Source organism: Pseudomonas sp. FP2338 (assembly GCF_030687515.1).
Lineage (GTDB): Bacteria > Pseudomonadota > Gammaproteobacteria > Pseudomonadales > Pseudomonadaceae > Aquipseudomonas > Aquipseudomonas salomonii.
Genome location: NZ_CP117436.1, coordinates 527,064 through 545,022, shown reverse-complemented (window position 1 = coordinate 545,022; position 17,959 = coordinate 527,064). Strand labels below are relative to the sequence as shown.

Below are 17,959 nucleotides of genomic sequence, written 5' to 3'. Positions count from 1 at the left end.
AGAGCGCGCCACAGGCAAATCAGTAAGCTCCTACAACCTGGGTGCCGGATTCTTCATACAGCTGGCTTCGAAAGCCCGCCAAAGCCGTGCTAGCGTAAAGTGCCTACTCACCGGATCACTGGAAAAAGCATGGCCACCCGCTACGCAAAAATCATCCTGACCCTGGCCCTCGCCGCCTTCGCCACCTTGGTTGCGTTCAACAACATCACGGATTACGGCTCCAACTTCGCCTTCGTCCAACATGTGTTGAGCATGGACACCACCTTCCCGAACAACGCCGCCATGTACCGGGCGATCACGACGCCGTGGATGTGGCACGCGGCCTATGTGCTGATCATCCTCGGCGAAGCGCTCACCGCAGTGCTGCTGGCGCGTGGCGCGCTGTCGCTGTGGCGCGCGCGGCACGCAGTCGGCGCCGATTTCAACCGCGCCAAGGCAGGCACAACCGCCGGCCTGACCCTCGGTTTTGTGGTGTGGTTCTTTGGTTTTATGGTGGTGGGCGGTGAGTGGTTTCTGATGTGGCAGTCCCACCAGTGGAATGGCCAGGAAGCGGCATTCAAGTTCTACATGGCGATTCTGGGTGTGCTGATTTTTCTCAATCAGCCGGAGGCTGACTGAACTGACAGCGGGGCGCGGAGCGTGCGGGGTGGCGTTCCCACGCGGAGCGTGGGAACGATCAAAAAAAGGCCCGCCATCCTTGGGATGCGGGCCTTTTTTCTAACTCAATTGGCGCTTAACGCCCCAGAGTTACTTGTTGAGGTTGTAGTCTTTTTCCGCTGCATCAAAGCGCTCGACCATACCGGCAGTCGGTGCGCCCATCTTGCTCACGAAATAGATCGCCAGGCTGGCGAAGATAAAGCCCGGGATGATTTCGTACAGGCCCAGCAGATTGAAGTGCTTCCACACGATCACGGTGATCGCGCCGACCAGGATACCGGCCAGTGCGCCGTTACGCGTCATGCCTTTCCAGATCACCGAGATCAGCACCACAGGGCCGAACGCAGCGCCGAAGCCTGCCCAGGCGTAGCTCACCAGGCCCAGTACGCGGTTGTCCGGGTTGGCGGCCATGGCGATGGCGATCAGGGCCACCAACAGCACCATCGCGCGACCCACCCACACCAGTTCAACCTGGGAGGCGTTTTTGCGCAGGAAGGTTTTGTAGAAGTCTTCGGTCAGCGCGCTGGAGCACACCAGCAGTTGGCAGCTCAGGGTGCTCATCACCGCCGCCAGGATGGCCGACAGCAGCACGCCAGCGATCCATGGGTTGAACAGCAGCTTGGCCAGTTCGATGAACACACGCTCGTGGTTCTCGTTAACCGGGCCGGCCACTTCCGGGTGCGCCGAGAAGTAAGCAATACCGAAGAAGCCCACCGCCACGGTGCCGGCGAGGCACAGGATCATCCAGGTCATGGAGATACGACGCGCCTTGGCGATCGACTTTACCGAATCCGCCGCCATGAAACGCGCGAGGATGTGCGGCTGGCCGAAGTAACCCAGGCCCCAGCCCATCAGCGAGATGATGCCGATGAAACTGGTGTTTTTGAGCATGTTGAAGTTGTCGGGGTTCTTGGCTTCGATCGCCAGGAACGTGGTGTCGACGCCACCGGTGGCCAGCAACACGATGATTGGCGTGAGGATCAGCGCAAAGATCATCAGCGTGGCTTGTACGGTGTCGGTCCAGCTGACCGCCAGGAAGCCACCCACGAAGGTGTAGGCGATGGTCGCCGCAGCACCGGCCCACAGCGCTGTCTCGTAGGACATGCCGAAGGTGCTTTCAAACAGACGGGCGCCCGCCACGATGCCGGACGCGCAGTAGATGGTGAAGAACACCAGGATCACCACCGCCGAGATAATCCGCAGCAGGCCGCTTTTATCTTCGAAACGGCTGGAGAAGTAATCCGGCAGCGTCAGGGCGTCCCCGTTGTGCTCGGTCTGCACCCGCAGGCGACCGGCCACGAACAGCCAGTTGAGGTAGGCACCGACGATCAGGCCGATGGCAATCCAGCTTTCCGACAGGCCGGACATGTAAATCGCGCCCGGCAAGCCCATCAGCAACCAGCCGCTCATGTCCGAGGCACCGGCCGACAAGGCCGTGACCACGCTACCGAGGCTGCGACCGCCGAGGATGTAATCAGAAAGGTTATTGGTGGAGCGATAGGCCATGAAGCCGATCAGCACCATTGCTGCGATGTAGATCACGAACGTGATCAGGGTTGGATTGCTAACGCTCATAGGAGTGACGCCCTGGCTTTGTTTTTATGTAGCAGCGGTCTGGCAGACGGCCACCCATTGGTTACGGGTAGACGAAACGGCGAGCCGCGCATTTATGACTGGCGTTTCCCCAGGAAAGCCGCCAGCCGATGAACCGACCCTTGCGAGTGGTTGCACCTTGGGCGCGAATGCTATTCAACAAAGTAAATAAGGTGCAACCAGTTTCTTGAGAATAAGTTGCACCTTGGTGTGTTTTCGCGGAAATACCGGTTTTTTGCTCCTTTTCGGAGCAAGAACAGCCGATCTCAGAAGCAAATGCACCAAGACGCAGCGGATTCCGTCGAGGGCCGGAATTTTTCCCGATCACGATCGAAAAATTCCTGAACAATTTGGGTTGCACCCGGTTGCACCTCTGCATGCGCAAAGCTAATCTTGCCGCCAGCAGATGCCACTCGGTAGTGGCACCCATGAGGATAAAAAGATGGCAACGACCACCCTTGGGGTCAAACTCGACGACCCGACCCGCGAACGCCTGAAGGCGGCCGCGACCTCCATTGATCGCACGCCGCACTGGCTGATCAAGCAGGCGATTTTCAATTACCTGGAGAAACTCGAGGGTGGTGCAACCCTGACCGAGCTCAATGGCTCGGGCAGCAAGGACGCTGAAGACGCCGGCGAAGTGCAACCGGACCACGCCCACCAGTGCTTCCTGGAGTTTGCCGAAAGCATCCTGCCGCAATCGGTACTGCGCGCCTCGATCACCTCCGCTTACCGCCGCCCGGAGCCGGAAGTGGTGCCGATGCTGATCGAGCAGGCGCGCCTGCCGCAGCCGATGGCCGACGCCACCAACAAGCTGGCCGCCTCGATTGCCGAAAAACTGCGCAACCAGAAGAGCGCCGGCGGCCGTGCCGGTATCGTTCAAGGCCTGCTGCAAGAATTCTCCCTGTCGTCCCAGGAAGGCGTAGCGCTGATGTGCCTGGCCGAAGCGCTGCTGCGCATCCCGGACAAAGGCACCCGCGACGCGCTGATCCGCGACAAGATCAGCACCGGCAACTGGCATCCGCACCTGGGCAACAGCCCGTCGCTGTTCGTCAACGCGGCCACCTGGGGCTTGCTGCTGACCGGCAAACTGGTCGCCACCCATAACGAAGCGGGCCTGACCTCGTCCCTGAGCCGCATTATCGGCAAGAGCGGCGAGCCGATGATCCGCAAGGGCGTCGACATGGCCATGCGCCTGATGGGCGAGCAATTCGTCACCGGCGAAACCATTGCCGAAGCCCTGGCCAACGCGAGCAAGTTCGAAGCCAAGGGTTTTCGCTATTCCTACGACATGCTCGGTGAAGCCGCGCTGACCGAACACGACGCCCAGAAGTACCTGGCCTCGTACGAACAAGCCATTCACTCCATCGGCAAAGCCTCCCACGGCCGTGGGATTTATGAAGGCCCGGGCATCTCCATCAAACTCTCGGCACTGCACCCGCGTTACAGCCGTGCGCAGTACGAGCGCGTGATGGACGAGTTGTACCCGCGTCTGCTGTCGCTGACCCTGCTGGCCAAGCAATACGACATCGGCCTGAACATCGACGCCGAAGAAGCCGACCGCCTCGAGCTGTCGCTGGATCTGCTCGAGCGCCTGTGCTTCGAGCCGCAACTGACCGGCTGGAACGGCATCGGTTTCGTGATCCAGGCGTACCAGAAGCGTTGCCCGTATGTGATCGACTACGTGATCGACCTGGCGCGCCGCAGCCGCCATCGCCTGATGATCCGCCTGGTAAAAGGCGCGTACTGGGACAGCGAAATCAAGCGCGCCCAGGTCGAAGGCCTGGAAGGCTACCCGGTGTACACCCGCAAGGTGTACACCGACGTTTCCTACATTGCCTGCGCACGCAAACTGCTGTCGGTACCGGAAGTCATCTACCCGCAGTTCGCTACGCACAACGCCCACACCCTGTCCGCCATTTACCATATCGCCGGTCAGAACTATTACCCTGGCCAGTACGAATTCCAGTGCCTGCACGGCATGGGCGAACCGCTGTACGAGCAGGTTGTAGGCAAGGTTTCCGAGGGCAAGCTGAACCGTCCGTGCCGCGTGTACGCACCGGTCGGCACCCACGAAACATTGCTGGCGTACCTGGTACGTCGCCTGCTGGAAAACGGCGCCAACACCTCGTTCGTCAACCGCATTGCCGACCACACCATCTCGATTCAGGAGCTGGTGGCCGACCCGGTGGCCAACATCGAGCAGATGGCCACGCTGGAAGGCGGCTTCGGCCTGCCGCACCCGCGTATCCCGCTGCCGCGTGACCTGTATGGCAGCGACCGCGCCAACTCGGCCGGTATCGACCTGGCCAACGAGCATCGCTTGGCGTCGCTGTCTTGCGCGCTGCTGGCCACCGCGCATAACAACTGGAAAGCCACGCCGATGCTGGGCTGCGCTTCCAGCACTGAAGCCGCTGCGCCGGTGCTGAACCCGTCCGATCTGCGTGATGTGGTGGGCCATGTACAGGAAGCCACCGTCGAAGACGTCGATAATGCGATCCAGTGTGCCATCAACGCCGGGCCGATCTGGCAGGCCACCCCGCCTGCCGAACGTGCCGCGATCCTGGAACGTGCCGCCGACCTGATGGAAGGCGAGATCCAGCCGCTGATGGGCCTGCTGGCCCGTGAAGCCGGCAAGACCTTCGCCAACGCCATCGCCGAAGTGCGTGAAGCCGTGGACTTCCTGCGTTACTACGCAGTGCAGGCGCGCAACGATTTCACCAACGATGCCCACCGCCCATTGGGCCCAGTGGTCTGCATCAGCCCGTGGAACTTCCCGCTGGCAATCTTCAGCGGCCAAGTTGCCGCCGCACTGGCCGCCGGTAACCCGGTGCTGGCCAAGCCTGCCGAACAAACCCCACTGGTAGCGGCACAAGCCGTGCGCATCCTGCTCGAAGCCGGTATCCCGGAAGGCGTACTGCAGTTGCTGCCGGGCCAGGGTGAAAGCGTCGGTGCCCGCCTGGTCGGTGATGATCGCGTCAAAGGCGTGATGTTCACCGGTTCCACCGAAGTGGCGCGCCTGCTGCAACGCAATGTCGCCGGGCGCCTGGATGCCCAGGGCCGTCCGATCCCGCTGATCGCCGAAACCGGTGGCCAGAACGCGATGATCGTCGACTCTTCGGCACTCACCGAACAAGTCGTGATCGACGTCGTTTCCTCGGCCTTCGACAGCGCCGGCCAGCGTTGCTCGGCCCTGCGCGTACTGTGCTTGCAGGAAGATTCGGCCGACCGCGTGATCGAAATGCTCAAGGGCGCCATGGCTGAATGCCGCCTGGGCAACCCGGAGCGCTTGTCGGTGGATATCGGCCCGGTGATCGACGCCGAAGCCAAGGCCGGCATCGAGAAACACATCCAGGCCATGCGCGACAAAGGCCGCAATGTGTACCAGGTGGCGATCGCCGACGGCGAAGAGATCAAGCGCGGCACCTTCGTGATGCCCACCCTGATCGAACTGGAAAGCTTCGACGAACTGCAACGCGAAATCTTCGGCCCGGTACTGCACGTGGTGCGCTACAAGCGCAAAGAGATCGACCAGCTCATCGGTCAGATCAATGCCTCCGGCTACGGCCTGACCCTGGGCGTGCACACCCGTATCGACGAGACCATCGCCAAGGTGATCGACAACGTCAATGCCGGTAACGTCTATGTGAACCGCAACATCGTTGGTGCCGTGGTCGGTGTGCAACCGTTCGGCGGCGAAGGCCTGTCGGGCACGGGTCCGAAAGCGGGCGGCCCGCTGTACCTGTACCGCCTGCTGTCGACGCGCCCTACGGATGCCATCGAGCAATCCTTCGTGCGCGGCGACAAGCTGGCCGCACCGGACGTGCGCCTGCGCGACGCCATGAGCCAACCGCTGACCGCCCTGAAAACCTGGGCCGACAGCAACACGTTCAGCGACCTGAGCGCCCTGTGCAGCCAGTTCGCCGCGCAATCGCAAAGCGGTATCACCCGCCAACTGGCCGGCCCGACCGGCGAGCGCAACAGCTACGCCATCCTGCCCCGCGAGCACGTGTTGTGCCTGGCGGAAGTGGAAGGCGACCTGCTGACGCAACTGGCGGCGGTATTGGCGGTGGGCGGTTCGGCGGTATGGCCGGAAACTGACCTGACCAAAGCCTTGTTCCCACGCTTGCCGCGGGAAGTTCAGGCGAAGATCAAGCGTGTGGCTGACTGGACCAAGGATGAGGTGGTGTTCGACGCGGTCGTGCACCACGGCGATTCCGACCAACTGCGCGCTGTGTGCCAGCAAGTGGCGCAGCGCGGTGGCGCGATTGTTGGGGTGCATGGTTTGTCGCAAGGTGAGACGGCGATTGCGCTGGAGCGCCTGGTGATCGAGCGGGCATTGAGCGTTAACACGGCTGCGGCAGGTGGGAATGCGAGCCTGATGACTATCGGTTAACTCATGTGGGAGCTGGCTTGCCTGCGATAGCGGTGGGCCAGTGACTTAGATGTCAGCTGGCACTGCCTCATCGCAGGCAAGCCAGCTCCCACATTGACCGCATCCAACCTTCCGCCCGCGTTCTGCCCCTCCATCACGCAAATCAATCTTGCTATCCAGCCTCTATTCGCGCACTTAGACTCAGGCGATTCCCTTCAAAGGTAAGCCGCCATGTCCGAGATGCTGCTCAGTTCCCGCAATCTGGCTTTCGAGCTGTATGAAGTCCTCGATGCCGAGGGCCTGACCCAGCGCGAGCGGTTTGCCGAACACAATCGCGAAACCTTCGATGCCGCCATCAGCACGGCGCGCAGCATTGCCGAGAAGTACTTCGCGCCACACAACCGCAAAAACGACGAAAACGAACCGCGCTACGAAGAGGGCCAGGCGATCCTGATCCCGGAAGTCAAACCCGCCGTGGACGCTTTTCTGGAAGCGGGCTTTCTGAACGCTGCCCGCAGTTTCGAAGCCGGTGGCATGCAGTTGCCGACCCTGCTCTCCCAAGCCTGTTTCGCGCACTTTCAGTCGGCAAACGCCGCTTCAACGTCCTACCCGTTCCTGACCATGGGCGCCGCCAACCTCATCGAAAGCTTCGGCACCGAGGAACAAAAACAGCGTTTCTTGCAGCCGATGATCGAAGGCCGTTTTTTCGGCACCATGGCCCTCACCGAACCACATGCCGGCTCGTCGCTGTCGGATATTCGTACCCGCGCCGAACCTGCGGCTGACGGCACGTATCGGCTCAAGGGCAACAAGATCTTCATCTCCGGCGGCGACCACCCGCTGTCGGAAAACATCGTGCACATGGTGCTGGCCAAGCTGCCGGACGCACCGCCTGGGGTGAAGGGCATTTCGCTGTTTATCGTGCCCAAATTCCTGGTCAACGAGGACGGCAGCCTCGGCGCACGCAATGACGTGCTGCTGGCCGGGCTGTTCCACAAGATGGGCTGGCGCGGCACCACGTCCACGGCGCTCAACTTCGGCGATAACGGCAACTGCGTCGGCTACCTGGTGGGTAAACCCCATCAGGGCTTGAGCTGCATGTTCCAGATGATGAACGAGGCGCGCATCGGCGTGGGCATGGGCGCGGTGATGCTGGGTTACGCCGGCTATCTCTATTCCCTGGAATACGCCCGCGAACGCCCGCAAGGTCGCCTGCCCGACAGCAAAGACCCGAGCACCGCACCGGTTTCGATCATCCAGCACGCCGATATCAAGCGCATGCTGCTGACCCAGAAAGCCTATGTGGAAGGCGCCTTCGACCTGGGCCTGTACGCGGCTCGGTTGTTTGACGACACCACCACGCTGGAAACCGAAGCCGAGCGCAAGCACGCCCACGAACTGCTCGACCTGCTCACGCCCATCGTCAAATCCTGGCCATCGGAGTTCTGCCTCAAGGCCAACGAACTGGCAATCCAGATCCTCGGCGGCCACGGCTACACCCGCGAATACCCGGTGGAGCAGTACTACCGCGACAACCGCCTGAACCCGATACACGAAGGCACCCACGGTATTCAGTCCCTGGATTTGCTCGGGCGCAAGCTCGCGCAAAACGGCGGCGCGGGCTTGAAGCAGCTGATCCGCCTGATCGCCGAAACCGGCGCTCGGGCTCAGGAATACCCGTCACTGACGCCACTGCGAGAACCGCTGGAACAACTGGTCAACCGCCTGCAAAGCGTGACCATTGGCCTGCTGACGGATCTCGCCCACGGCAAGGTCAACAGCAGCCTGGCGAACTCGGCCCTGTACTTGAAGGTGTTCGGGCACACGGTGATTGGCTGGCGCTGGCTGGAACAGGCGATTCGCGCCGAGGAAGGTTTGGCCAAGGGCAATGCGGCCGATGTGGCCTTTTACAAAGGCAAGCTCCAGGCCGCCCGGTACTTCCTGACCTGGGAAGTACCGAGCTGCCATCATGAACTGGCGATTCTGGAGGCACGCGATGACACGTGCCTGGGCATGCAGGACGCGTGGTTCTAAGGCGTTCCGATCGCCTTGGAAATCACTTCGACCGTGGCGCTGACTTGCTCTTGGTAACGGTCGAGTTCCTGCTGGTGATGCTTTTGCATGTCGATCTGCTCGGCGCACAGGTTCAGCGCGGCCAGTACCAATAATTTGTCACCGATCAGGGTCGGGTACTTTTTCTTGGTGGTGGCCAGGGAGGCCTTGAGCATGGTCACGGCGTGCATCAGGGTTTGATCCTCCCCTTGCGGCGCCTTGATCGAGTAATCCTCTCCGAGAATCGAAACGACCTTTATCCCTTCATTCATGCGCCGACAGGCCCTGCGCTCACACGCTCAACCAGCGCCTGGATACGCGCGGCGGTGGCGCCGTGCTTTTCTTCCTGTTCCATCAGGTTCAGTTGCAGGCTGTCATTTTCGTCCTTGGCGCGGGCCAGTTCCGCTTTCAGGGCTTCATTGCTGCCGAGCAGGTCTTGGTTCTGTTGTACGAGGTCAGTGACCAGCTGTTCAAGCTGGCTGAGGGATGCTTCTAACATTTTGATTTCTCGGGCTTTTTCAAAGGGCGGTGACGATAAAGAAAATTCACCTCGGATGCCAGGGTTATCCCCGGCGCGCAGCCCGATTTTTAAGGGCCGGGCCGCACTTTCGAGCCTTAGTGACTGCATTTACCCGATCTGGTTCCTGAATCCGTCCAACCCCTCGTCAGATGCGACAAAAGCGCGCGCCCCCCTTAAGACTTTAGTCGCATGGCCGATAAGCAATGCACACCTCGTCTCATGGCCGCACGGATCGCGCTTCTCCCCAGGATTCCCGCATGTCTCTTCGTAATATGAATATCGCTCCGAGGGCCTTCCTTGGCTTTGCGTTTATTGGCGCGCTAATGTTGTTTCTCGGTGTGTTCGCCTTGAACCAGATGAGCAAAATTCGCGCAGCCACCGAAGACATCACCCAGGCCAGCGTGCCGAGCATTCGCGCCCTCGACGAATTCACCCAGCTGACCCTGCGCCTGCGGGTGCTGTCGTACCGCTTGCTGACCAACCGCGAGCCGGACGTGCAGCAAAAGACCCTGGAAGCCTTCGAACTGCGTAACCAGCAGATTCGCGCTGCCCAAGGCATTTACGAAAAACTCATCGACAGCCGCGAAGAGCGCAGCGCCTACGATGAATACGTGCGTTTGCTCGGCCAGTACCATCAGATCGAGGAGCGCATGAAGAGCCTGTCGCGCGCCAACCAGATCGATGATCTGCGCACCTTGCTCAACACCGAATTGCTGAGCAATTCCGAGCAAGTCAATGCGGTGCTGACGCGCCTGCTGGACATCAACAACCAGATGGCCAACACCACCAACCAAGAAGCCAAAGACCAATACGACATGGCCTTTGACCTGGTAGTGGGCCTGCTGATCATTGCCACGGCGCTGACCCTGCTGTTCGCCTGGCTGCTGACCCGCAGCATCACGCTGCCCATCGCCCAGGCCCTGGAAGCCGCCGAAGAAGTCGCCGAAGGCAACCTCACGCGCCCGATCAAGGTTGACGGCAACGACGAAGCCGGCCGCCTGCTCGCTGCCATGGCCAAGATGCAGGACAAGCTGCGCGACACCCTGCAACGCATCGCCGGCTCCGCGACCCAGCTTGCGTCTGCGGCAGAAGAACTGAATGCCGTCACCGACGAAAGTGCTCGTGGCCTGACCCAGCAAAACAACGAAATCGAACAAGCCGCCACCGCCGTCAATGAGATGACCAGCGCCGTTGAAGAAGTCGCACGCAACGCGGTGAGCACCTCCGAAGCTTCGCGCAACGCCACCACGTCTGCCGGTGACGGCCGTGACCTGGTGCAGGAAACCGTCAGCGCCATCGAGCGCATGAGTGGCGACGTGCAAGCCACCGCCACCTTGATTGGCGACCTGGCCAATGAGTCCCGCGACATCGGCAAAGTGCTCGACGTGATTCGCGGCCTGGCCGACCAGACCAACCTGCTGGCCCTGAACGCCGCAATTGAAGCGGCGCGTGCCGGTGAAGCCGGTCGTGGGTTTGCCGTGGTGGCCGATGAAGTGCGCGCGCTGGCCCATCGCACCCAGCAATCGACCAGCGAGATCGAGCGGATGATCGGCAGCATTCAGGCCGGCACCGAGCATGCGGTGGATTCGATGCGCAACAGCACCGAACGTGCGGAGTCGACGTTGAACATCGCCAAAGGCGCGGGCATGTCGCTGGACACCATCAACACTGCGATTGTGGAGATCAACGAACGCAACCTGGTGATCGCCAGCGCGGCCGAAGAGCAGGCGCAAGTGGCACGGGAAGTGGACCGTAATCTGGTGAATATTCGTGATTTGTCGGTGCAGTCGGCCACGGGCGCCAGCCAGACCAGTGCGGCGAGCAGTGAGTTGTCGCGCCTGGCAGTGGACCTGAATGGGATGGTGGGGCGCTTCAGGCTTTAACTGGCACTGGTGATCCCTTGTGGGAGCTGGCTTGCCTGCGATAGCCATCTAACAGTCAATATCCTTGATGACTGATACACCGCTATCGCAGGCAAGCCAGCTCCCACATTTGATCAGCGGTACCCACAAAAGCTTTTTGACAGCACAGCAATTCAACAGGTTAGAATCGCTGGCACGCAGACTGCATGGTCAGTTTGCGCCCTGTCTTCCCTGTTCTGGAGTACTGCCTTTGAATGCGACGACCATCAACAGCCTGTTCTTGATCGGCGCGTTGCTGGTGGGTGCGAGCATTCTGGTGAGTTCTCTTTCCTCGCGCTTAGGGATTCCGATTCTGGTGATCATCCTGGCCGTGGGCATGGTCGCCGGCGTCGATGGCGGCGGCATCATCTTCGATAACTACCCAACCGCGTACCTGGTGGGCAACCTCGCATTGGCCGTGATCCTGCTCGACGGCGGTTTGCGCACACGGGTGGCGAGTTTTCGCGTGGCACTCTGGCCGGCGTTGTCGCTGGCCACAGTGGGGGTGTTGATTACCACCGGCCTCACCGGCATGGCGGCGGCCTGGCTGTTCGACCTCAACATCATCCAAGGCTTGTTGATCGGCGCGATTGTCGGCTCCACAGACGCCGCTGCCGTGTTCTCGCTGCTGGGTGGCAAGGGCCTGAACGAACGGGTGACCGCCAGCCTGGAAATCGAATCCGGCAGCAACGACCCGATGGCGGTGTTCCTCACCGTCACCCTGATCGACATGCTTGCCAGCGGCCAGACCGGCCTGCACTGGAGCCTGCTGACTCACCTGATCCGCGAATTCGGCATCGGCGGCATCGTTGGCCTGGGCGGCGGCTGGCTGATGCTGCAAATGGTCAACCGCATCAACCTGGCCACCGGCCTGTACCCGATCCTGGTGATTGCCGGCGGCCTGGTAGTGTTCGCCCTGACCAACGCCCTGCACGGCAGCGGCTTCCTCGCCGTGTACCTGTGCGGCCTGGTGATCGGCAATCGCCCGGTGCGCAGCCGCCATGGCATTTTGCATATGCTCGACGGCATGGCGTGGCTGGCACAGATTGGCATGTTCCTTGTGCTGGGCCTGCTGGTCACACCCCATGACTTGTTGCCCATCGCCCTGCCGGCGCTGGGCCTGGCGTTGTGGATGATCCTGTTTGCGCGGCCACTGTCGGTGATGGTCGGCCTGCTGCCGTTCAAGGCATTCCACGGTCGCGAAAAAGCCTTTATCGCCTGGGTCGGTTTGCGCGGCGCGGTGCCGATCATTCTGGCGGTGTTCCCGTTGATGGCCGGCCTGCCGCACGCGCAGCTGTACTTCAACCTGGCGTTCTTCATCGTGCTGGTGTCGCTGCTGGTGCAGGGCACCAGCCTGCCGTGGGTGGCCAAGTTGCTGAAGGTCACCGTGCCGCCGGAACCGGCGCCCATCTCCCGCGCAGCCCTGGAAGTGCACGTCACCAGCGAGTGGGAGCTGTTTGTCTACCGCCTGGGCGCGGAAAAATGGTGCATCGGCGCCGCCCTGCGCGAGCTGAAAATGCCCGAAGGCACGCGCATCGCCGCGCTGTTCCGTGGTCAGCAACTGCTCCATCCGTCGGGTAGTACGGTGCTGGAAGTCGACGATTTACTCTGCGTGATCGGCCACGAACACAACCTGCCGGCCCTCGGCAAACTGTTCAGCCAGGCGCCGCAGCGCGGCCTCGACCTGCGCTTCTTCGGCGATTTCGTGCTCGAAGGCGACGCCCAGCTGGGCGCGGTCTCTGCCTTGTACGGGCTCAAGCTCGACGGTATCGACCCGGACATGCCGCTCAGCAGCTTCATCACCCAGAAGGTCGGCGGCGCGCCCATCGTCGGCGACCAGGTGGAATGGAACAACACAATCTGGACCGTCGCGGTCATGGACGGGAACAAGATCGGAAAAGTCGGCGTCAAATTCCCCGAAGGAAGTCGTCCAGGCCCTGGACTCTTCCTCTAAACTGCGGGGCTATGGCGCCACGCCACCAGCCTCTTTATCTTGCTCGACCGGTATCCATGACCCTACTGCGCACCTTTTTAGCCACTGCCCTGCTGGGCCTGACCCTCTGCGTGGGCAACGTCTACGCCGCTGACCCGCCCAGCACCGATGCCATCCAGCAAAGCCTGGACAAGCTGCCCGACCGCAAGCTGCCCGACGCCGACATGAAGGCGTTGCAGAGCATCCTGCAACAGACGTTGACGTACCTGGGCAACAAGCAGGATTACGAGCAGCGCCTGGTCGACCTCAAGCGCCAGCTGGCAGACGCCCCGCGCCAGACCACCGACAACCAGCGTGAACTGGTGCGGCTCAAGGCGACTAAAACCGTCCCCGTGGCCCAACGCTATGCCTCGCTGCCCGTGCCGCAACTTGAGCAATTGCTGGTGCAGCGCAGCACCCAGCAAGGCGACCTGCAAAAAGAGTTGGCCGAAGCCAACAGCTTGACCATCGCCGCGCAAACCCGTCCAGAGCGCGCCCAGACCGAAATCAGCAGCAGCCAGACACGCATCCAGCAGATCAATTCGATCCTCAAGGCCGGTAAAGACAACGGCAAAACCCTCAGCGGCGACCAGCGCAACCAACTGAATGCCGAACTTGCGGCCCTTAATGCCCTGATCCCGCTGCGCCGCCAGGAACTGGCCGGCAACAGCCAACTGCAAGATTTGGGCAACAGCCAGCATGACCTGGTGGTGGAAAAGACCGCGCGCCTGGAGCAAGAGATTCAGGACCTGCAAACCCTGATCAACCAGAAACGCCTGGCCCAGTCCCAGCAGACCGTGACCCAGCAGTCCATCGAAGCGCAAAAGGCCGGCGGCAGCAGCCTGCTCGCGACCGAAAGCGCGGCCAACCTCAAGCTCTCCGACTACCTGCTCAAAAGCACTGACCGCCTCAATGACCTGACCCAGAAAAACCTGCAGACCAAGCAGCAACTGGACACCGTCACCCAAAGCGACTCGGCCCTGGACGAACAGATCAACGTGCTCAAGGGCAGCCTGCTGCTCTCCAAGATCCTCTACAAACAAAAACAGGCACTGCCGCGCCTGACCGTCGACCGCAACCTGGCGGACGACATCGCCAACATTCGCCTGTACCAGTTCGAGGTCAACCAGCAACGCGAACTGATCAGCACGCCCAGCACCTACGTGGATAACCTGCTGGCCAACCAGTCGCCGGATGACGTGACGCCACAATTGCGCCGCACCCTGCTGGAACTGGCGATCACTCGCAGCGACCTGCTCGAACGCCTGAGCCGTGAGCTGAGCGCGTTGCTGAACGAATCCATCACCCTGCAACTGAACCAGAAACAACTGCTCAGCACCGCCACCAACCTGCGCGCCACCCTCGACGAGCAAATGTTCTGGATCCCCAGCAACAAGCCGCTGGACACCGAGTGGCTGGAAACCGTGCCGGACCACCTGACCAAGCAAGTCACCACCCTGCCGTGGGCTTCGAGCGTCAGCGAACTGTATGACGGCCTGACCCAGCGCCCGCTGCTGTTCTTGCCGTTGCTGCTGTTGATTGGTGCACTGCTGTGGCGGCGTAAAGCCCTGTACGCGCGCCTGAAAAAGATCCACCTCGATATTGGCCACTTCAAGCGCGACAGCCAATGGCACACGCCGGTGGCCATCCTGGTGAATATCCTGCTGGCGCTGCCGGTGGCCCTGGCGCTGGCATTGTGCGGCTACGCGCTGCAAATCGACGCCCGTGGGCAAAACGCCAACTTGGGGGCGGCCTTGCTGCTGATCGCCCAAGCGTGGCTGGTGTTCTACACCGCCTACCGGATTCTCGCGCCGGGTGGCGTGGCCGAACTGCATTTCCGCTGGGAAAAGCCCCAGGTCGAATTCCTCCAGGGCTGGATCCGCAAGCTCGGGCTGGTGGTGCTGGCCCTGGTAGCCGTAGTGGCCATCGCCGAACATCAGCCGGCCGCGCTGGCCGACGACGTGCTAGGCATCGCCGTGGTGCTGACCTGCTACGCGCTGATGGCCTGGCTGCTGAGCCGCCTGCTGCTGCACAGCCCGACCCACGAAAAAGCCTCCTTGTTCCGCAAGGCCGTGGGCCTGGTGTTTACCGCCCTGCCCGTCGCGCTGTTTATCGCCGTGTGCTTTGGCTACTACTACACGGCGCTCAAACTCAGTGACCGGCTGATCAACACCCTGTACCTGCTGATGTTCTGGCTGGTCATCGAGGCCACCTTTGTACGCGGCCTAGGCGTAGCTGCGCGGCGCCTGGCCTATGCCCGCGCCCTGGCCAAACGCCAGGCCGCCAAGGAAGCCGGCGACGGCGAAGCGGTGATCGAAGAACCGACCCTGGACATCGAACAGGTCAACGAACAGTCCATGCGCCTGATCCGCCTGGCCTTGCTCGGCGGCTTTATCGCCGCGCTGTACTGGGTGTGGAAAGACCTGATTACCGTGTTCTCCTACCTGGACAACGTGACCCTCTACGAATACACCAGCGGCACCGGCGCCAATATCAGCATGGTGCCGATCAGCATCGGCGACTTGCTCGGCGCCTCGATCATCGTCGGCATCACCTTCGCCCTGGCGCGCAACCTGCCCGGTTTGCTCGAAGTACTGGTGCTGTCCAAGCTGGACCTGGCCCAGGGCAGCGCCTATGCCACCACCACCTTGCTGTCCTATGTGATCGCCGGTGTCGGTTTCGTCTCCACTTTGTCCACCCTCGGCGTGAGCTGGGACAAGTTGCAATGGCTGGTGGCGGCGCTGTCGGTGGGGTTGGGCTTTGGTATGCAGGAGATCTTCGCCAACTTTATCTCCGGCATCATGATCCTGTTCGAACGCCCGGTGCGCATCGGCGACACCATCACCATCGGCAACCTGTCGGGCACGGTGAGCAAGATCCGCATCCGCGCCACCACGATCACCGACTTTGACCGCAAGGACATCATTGTCCCGAACAAGACGTTTATCACTGGGCAATTGATCAACTGGTCGCTGACCGACACCATCACCCGCGTCACGCTGAAACTCGGTGTGGACTACGGCTCTGATCTGGATCTGGTGAAGGAGCTTTTGCTCAAAGCCGCGCGTGAAAACCCACGGGTGCTGAAAGAACCCGAACCCCATGTGTACTTCCTCAACTTCGGCGAAAGCACCCTCGACCACGAACTGCGCATGCACGTGCGTGACCTGGGTGACCGCAACCCGGTGATCGACGAGGTGAACCGCTTTATCAACCGCGAGTTCAAGAACCACCACATCAACATCTCGTTCCGCCAGATGGAGGTCTACCTCAAGAACCTTCACGGCCAGGAATACAAACTGGTGGAAGTCGACACGCCGGCCAAACCCGCCAACGACGGCGGCGTGCAAGAGCCGCCGCCGAGCAAACTCGACTAAACGCCCTATCCCCAGCAGAATGCTCGGACATTCTGCTGGAGATGGCCGGTGAAAGCCCTCGACGAACTGACCTTCGACAACCGCTTCGCACGCCTGGGCGATGCGTTCTCAACTCACGTTCTGCCGGAGCCTCTCGACGCGCCGCGTCTTGTGGTGGCGAGCAATGCCGCCATGGCCTTGCTCGACCTCGACCCGGCCGTGGCCGAAACGCCGGTATTTGCCGAGCTGTTTGGCGGGCACAAACTGTGGGCCGAAGCAGAACCGCGGGCGATGGTCTATTCCGGGCACCAGTTCGGCGGCTATACCCCACAACTGGGCGATGGCCGTGGGTTGTTGCTGGGTGAGGTGTACAACCAGGCTGGCGAGCATTGGGACCTGCATCTCAAAGGCGCCGGGATGACGCCGTACTCACGCATGGGCGATGGGCGTGCAGTGTTGCGCTCTTCGATTCGTGAGTTTCTCGCTTCCGAAGCCCTGCATGCCTTGGGCATTCCCAGCAGCCGCGCCTTGTGCGTGATCGGCTCCGACACGCCGGTATGGCGCGAGAAACAAGAGCGTGGCGCCATGGTGCTGCGCCTGGCTCACAGCCATATCCGCTTTGGGCATTTCGAGTATTTCTACTACACCAAAAAGCCCGAGCAACAGGCCGAGCTGGCCGAACACGTGCTTAACCTGCACTACCCCGAATGCCGCGAGCAGCCCGAACCGTACCTGGCAATGTTCCGCGAAATCGTCGAGCGCAATGCCGAAATGATCGCCAAATGGCAGGCCTATGGCTTCTGCCACGGCGTGATGAACACCGACAACATGTCGATCCTCGGCATCACCTTCGACTTCGGGCCGTTTGCGTTTCTGGATGACTTTGACGCGCACTTCATCTGCAACCATTCGGACCATGAAGGGCGTTACTCCTTCAGCAATCAGGTGCCAATCGGGCAGTGGAACCTCAGCGCGCTGGCCCAGGCGCTCACGCCGTTTATCAGCGTCGACGCGTTGAAAGAAGCGCTCGGCCTGTACCTGCCGCTGTATCAGGCGCACTACCTGGACCTGATGCGTCGCCGCCTGGGGCTCACCACCGCCGAAGACGATGACCAGCCACTGGTGGAACGCTTGCTGAAACTGATGCAGAACAGCGGCGTGGACTACACGCTGTTCTTCCGGCGCCTGGGTGATGAGTCGGCGGCGCTGGCCGTGGCGCGCCTGCGCGATGACTTTGTCGACCTGGCCGGGTTTGATGCCTGGGCCGAGCAGTACAAGGCGCGCGTCGCACGCGACGGCAATGACAACCAAGAGCAACGCCGCGAACGCATGCACGCGGTTAACCCGCTGTACATCCTGCGCAACTATCTGGCGCAGAACGCCATCGCGGCTGCCGAGTCAGGCGACTACAGCGAAGTGCGCCGCCTGCATGAAGCGCTGAGCAAGCCGTTTGAAGAGCAGGCCGGGATGGAGCAATACGCCCAGCGGCCGCCGGATTGGGGCAAGCATTTGGAGATTAGTTGTTCTTCATAA

General features: G+C 61.5%; 11 protein-coding genes and 1 pseudogene. 8 read left to right on the top strand and 4 right to left on the bottom strand.

The genetic code is table 11. From position 1 onward, the window contains the following. The first annotated feature begins 129 nt into the window (after positions 1 to 129). Positions 130 to 618, top strand: a complete 489-nt coding sequence (locus PSH96_RS02325) for a DUF2165 family protein (RefSeq protein ID WP_305457210.1) — start codon at positions 130 to 132, stop codon at positions 616 to 618. Between the two features lie 129 nt (positions 619 to 747). Here PSH96_RS02325 and putP read toward each other — a convergent pair whose 3' ends face one another. Together putP and PSH96_RS02315 are read right to left on the bottom strand one after the other, a co-directional pair. After that, entirely contained in the window at positions 748 to 2,232 is a 1,485-nt protein-coding gene (gene putP / locus PSH96_RS02320; RefSeq protein ID WP_056860579.1) for a sodium/proline symporter PutP, read from the bottom strand. 61 nt (positions 2,233 to 2,293) lie between these two features. Next, complete coding sequence (locus tag PSH96_RS02315) at positions 2,294 to 2,611, bottom strand: hypothetical protein (RefSeq protein WP_305457208.1); 318 nt, start codon at positions 2,609 to 2,611, stop codon at positions 2,294 to 2,296. 81 nt (positions 2,612 to 2,692) lie between these two features. Between PSH96_RS02315 and putA the strand changes: the two genes are divergently transcribed. Together putA and PSH96_RS02305 are read left to right on the top strand one after the other, a co-directional pair. Continuing rightward, positions 2,693 to 6,646 carry a trifunctional transcriptional regulator/proline dehydrogenase/L-glutamate gamma-semialdehyde dehydrogenase gene (putA, locus tag PSH96_RS02310; protein ID WP_305457206.1) on the top strand — a complete coding sequence of 1,318 codons (3,954 nt, stop codon included), beginning with the start codon at positions 2,693 to 2,695 and terminating at the stop codon, positions 6,644 to 6,646. 210 nt (positions 6,647 to 6,856) lie between these two features. Beyond that, complete coding sequence (locus PSH96_RS02305; RefSeq protein ID WP_305457204.1) at positions 6,857 to 8,659, top strand: acyl-CoA dehydrogenase; 1,803 nt, start codon at positions 6,857 to 6,859, stop codon at positions 8,657 to 8,659. Here the strand turns inward: PSH96_RS02305 and PSH96_RS02300 are convergent. Together PSH96_RS02300 and PSH96_RS02295 are read right to left on the bottom strand one after the other, a co-directional pair. Further along, entirely contained in the window at positions 8,656 to 8,949 is a 294-nt protein-coding gene (locus tag PSH96_RS02300; RefSeq protein WP_017138531.1) for a cell division protein ZapA, read from the bottom strand. The two genes, PSH96_RS02305 and PSH96_RS02300, sit on opposite strands and share 4 nt — an antisense overlap. Further along, a complete protein-coding gene (locus tag PSH96_RS02295) occupies positions 8,946 to 9,176 on the bottom strand; it encodes a hypothetical protein (RefSeq protein WP_017138532.1) in 231 nt (76 codons plus the stop codon). The genes PSH96_RS02300 and PSH96_RS02295 overlap by 4 nt, the downstream gene beginning before the upstream one ends. Positions 9,177 to 9,400: 224 nt before the next feature. On the opposite strand from PSH96_RS02295, the pseudogene PSH96_RS29480 reads away from it, so the two are divergent. The 5 genes and pseudogenes from PSH96_RS29480 to selO form a co-directional block, all read left to right on the top strand. Beyond that, positions 9,401 to 10,177: pseudogene (locus PSH96_RS29480) on the top strand (MCP four helix bundle domain-containing protein); the annotation flags it as partial. A gap of 30 nt (positions 10,178 to 10,207) precedes the next feature. Continuing rightward, positions 10,208 to 11,080 carry a methyl-accepting chemotaxis protein gene (locus tag PSH96_RS29475; RefSeq protein WP_370694346.1) on the top strand — a complete coding sequence of 291 codons (873 nt, stop codon included), beginning with the start codon at positions 10,208 to 10,210 and terminating at the stop codon, positions 11,078 to 11,080. A gap of 229 nt (positions 11,081 to 11,309) precedes the next feature. Beyond that, on the top strand, positions 11,310 to 13,052 hold the full coding sequence (locus PSH96_RS02285; RefSeq protein WP_058422393.1) for a potassium/proton antiporter: 1,743 nt from the start codon (positions 11,310 to 11,312) through the stop codon (positions 13,050 to 13,052). Between the two features lie 56 nt (positions 13,053 to 13,108). Further along, positions 13,109 to 16,447 carry a mechanosensitive channel MscK gene (gene mscK / locus PSH96_RS02280; protein ID WP_305457199.1) on the top strand — a complete coding sequence of 1,113 codons (3,339 nt, stop codon included), beginning with the start codon at positions 13,109 to 13,111 and terminating at the stop codon, positions 16,445 to 16,447. A 48-nt stretch (positions 16,448 to 16,495) separates the two neighbouring features. Then, a complete protein-coding gene (selO, locus tag PSH96_RS02275; RefSeq protein WP_305457197.1) occupies positions 16,496 to 17,959 on the top strand; it encodes a protein adenylyltransferase SelO in 1,464 nt (487 codons plus the stop codon).